A 13,260-nucleotide genomic window follows, 5' to 3' on the forward strand; every position below is an offset into this window, starting at 1 on the left:
TGGAAGTTTGAGAGGAGCTGTCCTTAGTACGAGAGGACCGGGATGGACACACCGCTGGTGTACCAGTTGTTCCGCCAGGAGCATAGCTGGGTAGCTACGTGTGGAAAGGATAAGTGCTGAAAGCATCTAAGCATGAAGCCCCCCTCAAGATGAGACTTCCCATCACTTCGAGTGAGTAAGATCCCTCAGAGACGATGAGGTTGATAGGTCCGAGGTGGAAGCGTGGTGACACGTGGAGCTGACGGATACTAATCGATCGAGGACTTAACTAACTCATTTAGAAAGTCGTTGTATTACTCTTATTTAGTTTTGAAGGTGCAAATTGGGTTATTTATAATAAATAACATCAATCCACCAAACATTTTAGGTCTGGTAGCGATAGCGAGAAGGTCACACCTGTTCCCATGCCGAACACAGAAGTTAAGCTTCTCAGCGCCGATGGTAGTTGGGGCTTTGCCCCTGCGAGAGTAGGACGTCGCCAGGCAATTATTATATTCATAAAATATGTCTTGAAAAGATGATATTTTATGAATATAATTTTATATGTTAGGTAATACTAGTAAAGTAAACGATAAAAATAAATTTACAATATTCCACAGTAGCTCAGTGGTAGAGCAATCGGCTGTTAACCGATCGGTCGTAGGTTCGAATCCTACCTGTGGAGCCATTTTTATGTCTTTTTGCTTCCATAGCTCAGTCGGTAGAGCACTACCATGGTAAGGTAGGGGTCAGCGGTTCAAGTCCGCTTGGAAGCTCTATAAAAGCACTCACTTCAAAAAAGTGAGTGCTTTTAATTTGTAGAAAATTTATCCTGTATAAAACTTTCAGGCAGACATAAACGTGATATCCGTCGTATTGTCGACACAAGCATGTCCTGTGCGTCGTAAGACCCTCATTACAAATCAACGCGAAAAAATTAAGGAGGTTAAGCGGGGATGGGGGAAACCCTCACTGATGAATGACCTACCTCATCGCAACTATTAAGTAATATCACAGAATTAATATTTATCATTAAGCAAACCCACCAATTCATTTAACAAATAATTTAAAGGCGTAATAAGCTTCTCCTTTGATTTGATCTTCCCATTTTGCATGAACATTAAGGTAGTATGTCCCCTTTTCGCTAGGAGCTGATAGTTGATTATTTGAAACCTCAATTTTTTCTTTATTATCATTGTAAAATTGTGTAACTTCTATTAGATCAGGAGCAATAAGTTCTCCTTTATATGCAGAGGTTGCACTTGTGATGAAGGTAAGTACCTCTGCTGAATTTACTGTATAGAATTTATTAGCTTGAAATACACGCTCATCTGGAAGGGCTTCTTCAGGGTTCTCTGGTTTGATAGAGCAATTACTTTCATCCCAACAAGATGAATATCTGGCGGAAGGTATAACAATAGATCTCCCTTCTAAAGAAAGGTCGCGTGGTCGGGTAGATTTTTCAGCTCTTTCTTGATCGACATCATTTTGTTCAATATTATCATTTTTACTCACTGTTTCTTGTTGACCATCCTTACAGCCAACCAATAAAACTCCAATGAATACAAACAGGAAAATAATACTTTTTCTCACATAAACCCTCCTTATTCAAAATTTTACCATACTCTAATTTTACCATAAATCTGAATAGTATATTAATTTCATTTGATGGTATTTGGGTGAATTAATTAAAAAAATAATAGTAACTAAATAATGAAATAATAATAAATATTTTGAGTTTATTGCAGGAATTTTTTTACAAATGATGAATATATTTATTACAACTTGATTTACAAAAATCTTTAATAGCTTTAAAGCAATAATCTTATTAAAAAAGGTGATAAAGGTCTTTTGGATTGTTTGGTTTATGTGTACAGTTACATTACGAAAAAATTAATTTTTATGGAGAATTGATATGATAAATATCTTTTTATTTGAAATGAAAAAAATAGTAAAGTCTTCTTTCTTTATAATAGCTCTTCTTCTATTGAGTTTATTTATTCTTGGCTATTATATATTTGTTCACATGAATACAGTTCGTTCCGATGAAATAGTCGCTGAAATTGATAGTAGAGTTCATACGCAAGAAAAACATCTTCAGGAGCTTTATGATGTGGCAGATGAAGCTGAAAATCAGGATGATATTCATTTCCAAGAAGAATATCTTTCCAAAGAAAAAGAGATGTTAAGTGCTTATCAAGAAGAAGACTGGTTTACGGTTTTAGATCAGGAGATTAAGCAGGATGAGAGTCAACCGCCCAACACAGATTATCGAACATCAACACATCCTACTTCATTTACAGCAAAAACACGTCTAGAACACAATAAATGGCTGCGAGATAATGGAATTCAACCTGTCCTTCCACTCGATATGAATTCTTGGATTACCATTTATGATGTTGATTTCGGAGGCCACACTAGTGCAGAACAATTCATTAAGGATCGAAGTGCAAAGTATTCTTCATCAGGTGTATATTATTTGCAACATGTATTTCAACTCCTTTTCGGTCTCATTGGCCCTATATTTTTCTTATTACTCTTTGGAGATTTAATAACAAAGGAAGGTTTTGACAAAAATGGACCGATTCACCTATTAAAAACACAACCCATTCGCTACTATCAAATTTTAGGAGGTAAGTTATTTGCTATTGTTGTCACTACTGTTTTGGCTTTCAGTGGAATAAGCGTACTTGCAATTCTAATTGGTACGATAGCTGATCGATTTGGTGACTTCGACTATCCTGTTTTAATTTATGGGTCTGATTATGCTTATAGCTTTATGGAAATGGGTATTTTTCTGTTGAATTCAGCTATTCTCTCTTTTATGGTTTTTTTATTTTGTTATTCGTTACTATTTCTATTTTCAGTTATAGCGAAAAAGACGCTGCTTGCAGTAGGTTTAGCAATAGCAACAATTCTAATCGGAATCCAGTGGAGTGAGGCAATTACATTGTCAACCTTTGCTCCATATATTCCATTTTATTATTTTTCAGTGACAGAAGTAATAACAAATGAATTAGCAGTTACCTTACAAAATTTTGATTTCTCTTATCGAAATGGACTAATCGTATTAGGGATATATAGTGGTCTATTGTACGCGTTGACCTATGTGATATCCATTTTTCAAATAAAATCTAGGTACTAGATTGGAGTGAGTGTATGATTATAGGTATAGACAATCTGAAGAAGCGCTATAAAAAAGAATGGGTTCTAAAGGGGATCAACATTAAAGTCGAAGCACCACAGATTATTGCCTTGGTAGGTCCCAATGGTTCAGGAAAAACAACATTATTAAATTGCATGACGCATTTATTAGATTTTAATGAAGGAACTGTTGAATTAATTGGAAAAAAACATACAGATCCATCCATTTTTAAAGAAGTATCCTATTTGCAAGATAATCGAATACTATATGGGAACTTGACAGGGTTTGACCATTTAAAATTTATTTGCAGTGTGCAAAAAATCCCTGATGTCAACATAAAAAAAGTTGCGGAACGTGTTGGCATGTATGAATACCTTAAAAAACGAGTCCGAAATTATTCCCTCGGTATGAAACAACATTTGCTATTAGCAATGTCTATCATCAATGAACCAAAGCTTTTACTATTGGACGAGCCGTTGACTGGACTGGATCCAACGAGTGCTATTACAATGCGGAACATTTTACTTGAATTATATCAAGAAGGGACGACCATTCTCTTATCGTCACATAACCTTGACGAAATTGATCGATTAACGAATACGATTTATTTTATGAAAGATGGTAGTATCTTAAAAGAATCCCTTCTTAAGCTGAATACGAAGCAATATATTGCCACGTTAAACAATGTCGACAAGGCCAAAAGTGTTTTAGAAAGCGGATCAATCCGATACATCAATTTTCAGCATAATCAACTATCCTTTATGGAAACCGATATGACCCTACAGACATTTATTCGAATAATGAACGAAAATGAAATCGTAATAATCGATATTGATAAAAGGAAAGTTGGAGCAGAACAACGATACCAGGAATTGTTTGAAGGAGTCGAATCAATGTGAAGCTGTTGTCTTTTGAGTTGAAGAAAATCATTTTTGATAAAAAATTTCTTTATCTTACACTCATTTTAATAGCAGGCGTTGTTGTTTTGTTTATGAAGAATGTACTATTTGAATCTTATGTTGAGAAGGAACAGGTTCAAGAGGTTGAATCTTATATCACTACAAGCAAATCCAATGAAAGGATGCTCGAGAATACCTTAGAAACTAATCCTGAAAATGAAGAAGAGTTACAACATTTATTAGCAGTAAACACTGAAATGCTAGGAACTCTTTATGAATTAAGAGATTTACTTTCAGCCGATGATTGGCAATCAAAGCTTGAGCTTGAAAATACATTTTTGACTGCTACGGAAGAATATAAAGAATCAGGTGGTGATTATCCACTGACAATAAACGAGATAGAAAAAAGGATTGCTTTAAATCAAAAGTTATTAAAAGAAAATATTGAACCAGAACATGATAGCTTTAGTACAGCCTTGCCCAACTTTTTAAAAATAGTAATGAGTTTATTACTTAATCTAGGTGCTATTGTAATGATTATTCTTTTCACTGGGGACGTAATGTCTTCAGAATATGAACAGCGTTCGATAAACCTTCTATTTACTCAGCCATTAAACAAAATACATATTGTTACAGGAAAGCTTGTAAGTGCCATATTAATTTTGATTGTTCTTATCTTCGTTGTATTTGCATCTGCAGTCCTTGCTGGAGGAATCTTTGGCAAAACTGGAACCTTTGATTACCCCGTGCTGACAGAAATTAATAATGAAATTATATTTATAACCATTCAAGATTATTTAATAAAAGGTTTAACGATTATAGGCATCGTTGTTTTATTCATTACCACTTTGTCACTTTTATTTAGCTTGTTCTTCAAACATACGTTGTCTACTATAGCTGCTCTTTCGATAGCACTTTTAGGAGGATATGTATTAACGTATCTTCCGTGGAATGGTCTTTTTTGGCTTAACCCTTTTCAGTACGTTTTAGCTGAGAACGCTATACTTTACCAAAATAACAGGGTATGGTACCAGGGAATTACTGTTAGTGTTATCGTAGCAATTGCCTGTTATTTCTTTAGTCTTTATAAAATAAAGTCTAGTAAATTAGACTAAAAAATACGAAGTTTTATTACGATTTTTTACGGAATATCTTATAGATTCCAAACATAAATAGGAATACAATAAATCCTAATAGACAAAGGTTGATATAGTACCAAGTATTGTTACCAAGTAATCCTAAAGGTGTACTAGCAGAACCTGGTCTAGCGAGGAACAAAAAATTTGCATCGAATAAAGGATTAAGAATAAACCCTGTGATTGCAGCGTAGATTAAAAGATAACTATAGGATTCTATGGTTGTTCGAAATGATATAGTTACGTTACTTGATGTAACGAGAAATAGAGTTGCACAAGACAATACAATATGATGGGTGAAAAATTGCCAAAAACGAAAATGTGGATATGCGTGAAATAATTCGGGTGTAACAACGGCTAATAACGGTGGAATGATTCCAATGAAGTATAAGATCTGAATTAATTTCACGTTACGAGTTAATAAGGAAATGATAGCTACTATTCCTGAAATACTACATAACTGGAATGGCAAAAACTCTCTTGTGTTCCACATTCCATTAAATAAGCCCCACAATTGATAACTAGATTCCGATAGGATTAAGATGCAAAAAAAGATCCATCGAATGCTTTCTTTTTTACGTTTGGAAGCCTGTTGTGAAGAAATAATCGTTAAAGTAATTCCAATCATATAGATTAAGATAATTATAATGTGACTGATATGGAATAATTCAAAAGGTTGATTAGAATTAGATGCAAACCAATCTTTCATGATATCTTCTCCCTATAAAAATGGACGCTTACTTTATTTTGAAGTAAGCGTCATGATTCATTTCTATCTCATTTCTCCGTAAAAACTGGAAAAGTAAAACTTAAGATTCACTTTATTATCCGCCAATAATGTTAAAACCAGAGTCAACATGCAATACTTCTCCAGTAATCCCTCTAGAAAGATCACTAATAAAGAACATGGTTGCATCTCCAACTTGGTCTTGGTCAACGTTTCGTCGTAATGGAGCTTTTTCTTCCACTATCCCTATTTTTTCATTAAAACCAGAAACACCTTTTGCGGCTAATGTACGAATTGGTCCTGCAGAGATAGCGTTGACACGTATGCCGTATTTACCAACATCTTCTGCTAGATACCTCACACTTGCCTCTAGAGAAGCTTTTGCAACACCCATGACATTGTAATTAGGAATTACTCGTTCAGCACCTAAATACGTCTGTGTTACAATACTACCTCCTTCAGTCATCACTTCTTTTGCTGCTTTAGTGACGGCTACTAAAGAATAAGCGCTAATTTCTTGTGCTAATAAAAAGCCTTCGCGAGATGTGTCTGCATATTCTCCTTGAAGCTCATCTCGATTAGCAAAAGCAACGGCATGTACTAATCCATGTATGACGCCAACCTTTTCTTTAATTTCACTGAATGCGTTTGATATGCTATCGTCACTTGCCACATCACATGAAACCACTAATTTTGCATCAATCTCGTTTTTTTCTAACAGCTTGATTAATTTATTATAGGATCGTTCCTGTCTATTCGTAAAGATTAGATTTGCTCCTGCATTATGTAATGATTTTGTTATTCCCCAGGCAATACTACGCTCATTAGCAACACCCATTACCACAATGTTTTTACCTTGCAATAGTCCAGACATAATTTTACCTCCATCTTTTTTCTTATGTTCTATTATAACCCAACACTATTTCAAGAGAAACCAATAATCAATTTTATGAAAGGTATAATTATTTCATTCGCCTTGCGAAATTTGTCTAATCTTGTGATTTTTTGTATTCTTTTGACAAATAGCAGGAGATTAAGTGTTATATGTGGAATAGTTATCTTTAAGCCAAAATTTTTACTGTGATGTATTCATATTTAAAAAATTTCTTCCTTAGTAATATAGCGGGGGATTGTTTAATAAGTTAAATAAAAGGTTCGAGCATTTAAGCGTCAAAGGGGGCGAACTCGATGTCAGAGGAAATCTTAAATATAAACGAGCTTCATACGCACTTTTTTACAGATAACGGAGAAATACCTGCTGTAGATGGGGTTAGCATTTCGGTTAATAAAGGGGAAGTGGTCGGAATTGTCGGAGAATCTGGTTGTGGTAAAAGTGTTACTTCTCTATCAATTATGCAGTTAGTGCCGAGCCCGCCAGGAAAAATAGTAAGTGGATCAATTGAATTTAAGGGAGAGAATTTAGTTAGATCCTCTAAGAAAAGAATGAAACAAATACGTGGGAACGAAATTTCAATGATTTTTCAGGAGCCAATGACATCCCTTGACCCACTGTTTACGATAGGAAATCAGTTAAGAGAAGCTATCCGTCTTCATCAAAATGTCTCAAAGAAAGAAGCAATACGTAAGTCGATAGAAATGTTAAAGCTCGTTGGTATACCAAGAGCAGAGGAGGTCATCGATGAATATCCACATCAATTATCTGGTGGAATGAGGCAACGGGTGATGATTGCGATCGCAATGGCTTGTGATCCAGAAATTTTAATAGCAGATGAGCCAACAACGGCATTAGATGTCACCATTCAAGCGCAGATACTTGATTTAATGAAGAGATTAAACGAGGAAAAAGAAACAGCTATTGTACTTATAACACACGATCTAGGAGTAGTTGCCGAAATATGTGACCGGGTTGTTGTTATGTATGCGGGGCAGGTAGTCGAAGAAGGGACTACAAGGGAAATTTTAAAGGACCCGCAACACCCATACTCAAAAGGGCTGATACGATCATTACCAAAAATTCATGAGAGGGATCAAAAGCTTTATTCCATACCGGGCACAGTTCCTAAGCCCAAAATGGGAATGGTTGGTTGCCGGTTTAAGGATCGTTGCGAATTTGCATATGACCGTTGTTTTGAAGAAAACCCTGCATTGTATTCGATTGAAGGGAATCGACGTAGTCGCTGCTTCTTATCAGATGATCCAGAAAAGGTGGTGACAGAAAATGCAGAAGCCAATATTGGAAGTTAATGGTTTAAAAAAATATTTCGATATTAAAGGCGGTATATTCGGTAGAAGCGTTGGTTCTGTAAAAGCAGTGGATGATGTTTCGTTTACTGTACAGGAAGGTGAAATATTAGGGATTGTGGGAGAGTCAGGGTGTGGTAAATCTACTACTGGTAAATCCATACTACGCTTAATTGAACCGACGGAAGGCGAAGTAAAGTTTGAAGATAAAGATATCACTCAATTGAGTGGTGAAGATATGCGGAAGCTTAGAAGAAATATGCAAATTATATTTCAAGATCCATATGCATCCCTTAACCCACGACACACTGTTGAGAAAATAATTAGTGAGCCTCTCCTTATACATGGTATGACGGATGCAAAGGAACGGAAAGATCGTGTTAAAGAACTCCTAGAAGTGGTGGGGCTGAGTGGTTATCATGCCTCAAGATATCCTCATCAATTTAGTGGAGGGCAAAGACAAAGAATAGGGATAGCAAGGGCTTTAGCGAATAACCCGAAATTGATCATTTGTGATGAACCTGTGTCTGCTCTTGATGTATCGGTGCAGTCACAAATATTAAATTTAATGGAAAAATTACGGGATCAATTTAACTTGACATATGTATTCATTGCACATGACCTAAGTGTTGTAAAACATATTAGTGATCGTGTGGGAGTAATGTACTTAGGCAGAATGGTGGAATTAACCGAAAAGGATAAGTTGTATGATGACCCAAAACATCCATATACCAAAGCATTATTATCGGCTGTTCCACTTCCAGATCCTGATATTGAAAAAGACCGGGTGATATTGGAAGGGGATGTTCCTAGTCCGTCCAACCCTCCTACTGGATGTGCATTTCATACTCGATGTCCGTTAGCGATGGATATATGTAAAGAAGTTAGACCACAGTTTGAAGAAATTGAGGATAATCATTTTGTTGCCTGTCATTTATATGATGAAACAGCGCAATAAAAGATTATAAATATTAATAATCAAAATAAGGGGGAAAAAGAATGAAGTGGAAGCATTCATTTCTAATCACATTATTGCTTGCATTTATGTTAGTACTTGCAGCGTGTAGTGGTGATGGATCAGCTACTACAAATGAGGATGAACCAGAGAACAATAGTTCTGAAACAGAAGAGAACGATAGCACAGATGAAGGAGATGCTGCAGCAGAAGATGATGGAGAAGAACAAGTATTAATCTTCGCTCGAGGTGGGGATTCTGAAAGCTTAGATCCAGGAAGTACAACTGATGGAGAATCGTCTAGAATAACAAGACAAGTTTTAGAAAGTCTTTTAGAGTTTGATGATGAGTCTTTTGAAGTTAAACCTTCTTTAGCGCATGATTGGGAAGTATCAGATGATGGATTAACCTACACTTTTTATTTAGAAGAGGGAGTAACTTTCCATGATGGGACAGATTTTAATGCAGAAGCTGTTAAAGTGAATTTTGAACGTTGGTCTGATCCAGAGCATGAATTTTCATTCGCTGATGATGGCTACGTGTATTCCATGTATGGAACCATGTTTGGCGGTTATAAAGGTGATGAAGGACACGTAATTGATGAGATTAATGTAGTAAATGACTATGAGATAGAGTTTGTGTTGAATAAGCCACTTGGTTTCTTCCTACAAAACATGGCAATGACTTACTTTGCTATTACTTCACCTGCAGCACTTGAGGAATATGGCCCTGAAATTAATGAAAACCCGGTTGGAACTGGTCCATTTCAATTTGTAGACTGGAGTAAAGATGATGCAATTACATTAGAAAAGTTTGAAGACTATCGAATTGATGGATTACCTAAACTTGATCGCGTTGTATTCGAAGTAATTCCTGATAATGCCGCTCGTTTAATTGCACTTCGTTCAGGTGAGATTGATATTATGGATGGGTTGAATCCAGACGATGCAGCAGGAGTTGAATCAGAAGATGGCTTAGTCTTGCATACTCGTGCTGAAAATAATTTTGGATATGTAGGATTCAATGCCCAAAAGCCACCACTTGACCAAGTAGAAGTACGACAAGCAATCAATCATGCGATCGATCGACAAGCAATAGCAGATGCATTGTATGCTGGTTATGCAAATCCTGCTAAAAACCCACTACCACCTAGTTATATGGGATATAACGATGAAGTAGAGGGATATGAATACGATATTGATAAAGCAAAAGAACTTCTAGCTGAAGCTGGTTATGAGGATGGTTTGGAAATTGAATTATGGACTATGCCTGTTGCTCGTCCATATATGCCAGATCCAGAAACGGTTGCAGAAATCGTTCAAAGTAATTTATCTGATATCGGTATCGATGTCTCCATTGTCCGTGAAGAATGGGCTCCTTACCTAGAAAAAACATTACAAGGTGAACAGGAAATGTTTATGCTTGGTTGGTCTGGCACGAATGGAGATCCAGATTATTTCTTAAGCAGTCTACTCCATGGTGATAATGTTGGAAGCAGTAACCGTACCTTCTATGAAAATGACGAAGTAGATGAATTATTAGATCAGGCGAAAGTTTCCGTTGATCAAGATGAGAGAGCTGAACTATATAAGCAAGCGCAAGAACTTATTTCTCAAGATTCTCCGATGGTAACATTGGTACACTCTACTCCAGTATTAGCTACTACTGATGCTGTTGTTAACTATGTTCCACATCCATCTACAAGTGAATCATTAGCAGAGGTAGAATTACAATAAAGTTAAAAGATGGGGTAGTAGTTAATGCTACTACCCTTTCAATTTAATAGGATAGGCAGCAATAACATAAAGAACTGAGGTGAGAGTATGTTTGCCTATACGACGCGTCGATTACTAATGCTTATTCCTGTTTTGATTGGTATGACGTTAATAACGTTTTCCATTGTTCACTTAATTCCAGGGAATCCTGCACAGGTTATATTAGGTGAAACAGCTACTGCTACTGCGATTGAGGATCTTGAAGAGAGCATGGGATTAAATGAACCTTATTTTGTTCAATATTCCATTTATATAACCGATTTATTGCAAGGGGATTTAGGAACCTCATTACGTTCAAAAACAGCAATTAGTACGGAGATTTGGCCATATGTAGCAGCCACCTTCGAATTGACCATTTTTGCCATGTTATTTGCTGTTATTGTTGGAGTAAATGCTGGAATTATTAGTGCTTGGAAGCAGAATTCATGGTTTGATTTTCTAGCAATGCTATTTGCGTTAATAGGGGTTTCCATGCCAGTGTTTTGGTTAGCGTTAATGGAGCAGTGGGTTTTTGCACAACAACTAGATTGGTTTCCATCAAGCGGAAGGCAGAATAATCGTGATCCAATGCAACCTATTACACATTTTTATGTGCTTGATTCTCTTATTCATTTAGACTTTGCTCGAACGATTACTAACCTTAAGCACTTAGTATTACCAAGTATTGCATTAGGAACGATTCCAATGGCAATTATAGCTAGAATGACTCGTTCTAGTATGCTTGAAGTAATGAAGTCTGACTATATTAGAACCGTACGTGCAAAAGGATCTGGCCAGTTTTTAGTTATTTATAAACATGCGCTAAAAAATGCATTAATACCGGTTTTAACAGTTATTGGCTTACAGACAGGAGTTCTCCTAGGTGGGGCAATCCTAACAGAGACCATTTTCAGTTGGCCAGGAATTGGACGCTATGTCTATGAAGCAATTAATTATCGCGATTATCCAGTAATACAATCTGGAATATTAGTTATCGCTTTTATATTTGTCATGATTAATTTAATTGTTGATTTGCTCTATAAATATATTGATCCAAGGATTAAATATTAGGGGGTGCAAACATGAGTACAAAAGAAAAAGACAAGCAATCGAAGGTAAATAGTACGATCCCTATAGAAGCAGATCAACTAGACCAAGATGAAATGGAAGTGGTTTCACCTTGGCGAGACTCATTAAGACAATTAAAAAAGAACCGTTTTGCTCTTGCTGGGTTAGTAATCATCCTTTTCTTTATATTACTGGGCGTACTTGCACCATTAATTACAGATTATGCTTATGATGATACGGATCCAGTAAATCGTTTGCAGCCACCCTCATCTGAGCATTGGCTGGGCACCGATGATATTGGGAGAGACATATTTACTCGAATTGCATATGGGGCAAGGATATCTCTTCAGGTTGGTTTTTTTGCAGTGACAGGTGCACTTGTTTTTGGAACGATTTTAGGAATTGTTGCAGGTTATTATGGGCGTTGGGTAGATATGTTAATTTCTCGTATTTTTGATATTTTGCTCGCATTTCCAAGTATTTTATTGGCAATTGCTATTGTAGCGATTCTAGGTGCGTCTCTTGAGAATGCGTTGATAGCAATCGCGATTATAAATATCCCTATCTTTGGAAGGTTAGTGCGTTCAAAGGTTATTAGCTTAAGAGAAGAAGAGTTTATAATGGCAGCGAGAGCACAGGGGATGAAAAATGGACGTATCATTTTACACCATATTTTGCCAAATAGTGTAGCCCCGATTATTGTCCAAGCAACGTTAGGTTTTGGTACGGCAATTTTGGAGGCAGCGGCATTAGGATTTCTCGGTCTCGGAGCACAACCGCCTGATCCAGAATGGGGAGCTATGTTAGCAAGTTCCCGCGCATTCATACAATTAGCACCATGGACCTTAATTGTTCCTGGAGTGTGTATTATGTTAGTTGTTTTAGGTTTTAATTTAGTGGGAGACGGTTTAAGAGACTCCTTAGATCCAAAAATGAAAAACTAAAGAGATATTAAGATTAACTGAAGGTATTCGCCAAACAGTTTGGTGATGCCTTCAATTTTAATTATCAACTACTAAGGAATAAGATTATATAATGAAAAATATTGATTCATAGCAGATGAAAAAGTATAAATAACTGGAAACGATAAAATATATATAATATAAAAAAGCTTGTTAGACCAAGGATAGGAGAAGGTTCGAAATGTTTTTTTGAAAAATATTATTTTCCTCTTTACAAAGATGATAAATCTGTATATAATAAAATTCGTTGGTTGAACAAGCCGATAAAATATAATGGCCCGTTGGTCAAGTGGTTAAGACACCGCCCTTTCACGGCGGTAACACGGGTTCGAATCCCGTACGGGTCACCAACATGGAGGATTAGCTCAGCTGGGAGAGCACCTGCCTTACAAGCAGGGGGTCGCAGGTTCGAGCCCTGCATCCTCCACCATTT

The 13,260-nt window shown here is 36.3% G+C and carries 11 protein-coding genes, 4 tRNA genes and 2 rRNA genes; 14 read left to right on the plus strand and 3 right to left on the minus strand.

The genetic code is table 11. The features are described 5' to 3' along the window. From BMX40_RS19370 to BMX40_RS19385, 4 genes are all read left to right on the plus strand, one after another. Positions 1 to 272: ribosomal RNA gene (locus tag BMX40_RS19370) — 23S ribosomal RNA — on the plus strand; the annotation flags it as partial. A 96-nt stretch (positions 273 to 368) separates the two neighbouring features. After that, positions 369 to 484, plus strand: a 5S ribosomal RNA gene (gene rrf, locus BMX40_RS19375). Between the two features lie 108 nt (positions 485 to 592). Continuing rightward, positions 593 to 667 (plus strand) — tRNA-Asn (locus BMX40_RS19380). 15 nt (positions 668 to 682) lie between these two features. After that, positions 683 to 755, plus strand: a tRNA-Thr gene (locus BMX40_RS19385). Positions 756 to 1,029: 274 nt separating this feature from the next. Here the strand turns inward: BMX40_RS19385 and BMX40_RS19390 are convergent. After that, positions 1,030 to 1,572 (minus strand): hypothetical protein, encoded by a 543-nt coding sequence (locus BMX40_RS19390; RefSeq protein ID WP_090873049.1) that lies wholly within the window; start codon positions 1,570 to 1,572, stop codon positions 1,030 to 1,032. 346 nt (positions 1,573 to 1,918) lie between these two features. On the opposite strand from BMX40_RS19390, the gene BMX40_RS19395 reads away from it, so the two are divergent. The 3 genes from BMX40_RS19395 to BMX40_RS19405 are packed head-to-tail and all read left to right on the plus strand — an operon-like array spanning position 1,919 to position 5,138. Next, positions 1,919 to 3,124: an ABC transporter permease gene (locus tag BMX40_RS19395; protein WP_170840861.1), complete on the plus strand. Its 1,206-nt coding sequence runs from the start codon at positions 1,919 to 1,921 to the stop codon at positions 3,122 to 3,124. 14 nt (positions 3,125 to 3,138) lie between these two features. Further along, positions 3,139 to 4,023, plus strand: a complete 885-nt coding sequence (locus BMX40_RS19400; protein WP_090873053.1) for an ABC transporter ATP-binding protein — start codon at positions 3,139 to 3,141, stop codon at positions 4,021 to 4,023. Beyond that, complete coding sequence (locus BMX40_RS19405; protein WP_170840862.1) at positions 4,020 to 5,138, plus strand: ABC transporter permease subunit; 1,119 nt, start codon at positions 4,020 to 4,022, stop codon at positions 5,136 to 5,138. The genes BMX40_RS19400 and BMX40_RS19405 overlap by 4 nt, the downstream gene beginning before the upstream one ends. A 16-nt stretch (positions 5,139 to 5,154) precedes the next feature. Here the strand turns inward: BMX40_RS19405 and BMX40_RS19410 are convergent, their stop codons facing one another. Together BMX40_RS19410 and fabI are read right to left on the minus strand one after the other, a co-directional pair. Further along, a complete protein-coding gene (locus BMX40_RS19410; RefSeq protein WP_090873057.1) occupies positions 5,155 to 5,868 on the minus strand; it encodes a YwaF family protein in 714 nt (237 codons plus the stop codon). A 115-nt stretch (positions 5,869 to 5,983) separates the two neighbouring features. Beyond that, the gene (gene fabI, locus BMX40_RS19415; protein WP_090873059.1) at positions 5,984 to 6,760 is read right to left on the minus strand and encodes an enoyl-ACP reductase FabI; all 777 of its coding nucleotides are present in this window, start codon (positions 6,758 to 6,760) and stop codon (positions 5,984 to 5,986) included. A gap of 314 nt (positions 6,761 to 7,074) precedes the next feature. On the opposite strand from fabI, the gene BMX40_RS19420 reads away from it, so the two are divergent. The 7 genes from BMX40_RS19420 (at position 7,075) to BMX40_RS19450 (ending at position 13,257) form a co-directional block, all read left to right on the plus strand. After that, on the plus strand, positions 7,075 to 8,091 hold the full coding sequence (locus BMX40_RS19420; RefSeq protein ID WP_090873061.1) for an ABC transporter ATP-binding protein: 1,017 nt from the start codon (positions 7,075 to 7,077) through the stop codon (positions 8,089 to 8,091). Then, the gene (locus tag BMX40_RS19425) at positions 8,066 to 9,046 is read left to right on the plus strand and encodes an ABC transporter ATP-binding protein (protein ID WP_090873063.1); all 981 of its coding nucleotides are present in this window, start codon (positions 8,066 to 8,068) and stop codon (positions 9,044 to 9,046) included. The genes BMX40_RS19420 and BMX40_RS19425 overlap by 26 nt, the downstream gene beginning before the upstream one ends. A gap of 41 nt (positions 9,047 to 9,087) precedes the next feature. Beyond that, positions 9,088 to 10,779, plus strand: a complete 1,692-nt coding sequence (locus tag BMX40_RS19430) for an ABC transporter substrate-binding protein (protein WP_090873064.1) — start codon at positions 9,088 to 9,090, stop codon at positions 10,777 to 10,779. Between the two features lie 87 nt (positions 10,780 to 10,866). After that, the gene (locus BMX40_RS19435) at positions 10,867 to 11,868 is read left to right on the plus strand and encodes an ABC transporter permease (RefSeq protein ID WP_090873065.1); all 1,002 of its coding nucleotides are present in this window, start codon (positions 10,867 to 10,869) and stop codon (positions 11,866 to 11,868) included. A gap of 92 nt (positions 11,869 to 11,960) precedes the next feature. Then, positions 11,961 to 12,809, plus strand: a complete 849-nt coding sequence (locus tag BMX40_RS19440; protein ID WP_244513675.1) for an ABC transporter permease — start codon at positions 11,961 to 11,963, stop codon at positions 12,807 to 12,809. A gap of 293 nt (positions 12,810 to 13,102) precedes the next feature. Then, positions 13,103 to 13,177 (plus strand) — tRNA-Glu (locus tag BMX40_RS19445). 4 nt (positions 13,178 to 13,181) lie between these two features. Then, positions 13,182 to 13,257 (plus strand) — tRNA-Val (locus tag BMX40_RS19450). Positions 13,258 to 13,260 lie beyond the last annotated feature (3 nt).

Source organism: Oceanobacillus limi (genome assembly GCF_900111445.1).
GTDB classification, from domain to species: Bacteria; Bacillota; Bacilli; order Bacillales; family Amphibacillaceae; genus Ornithinibacillus; species Ornithinibacillus limi.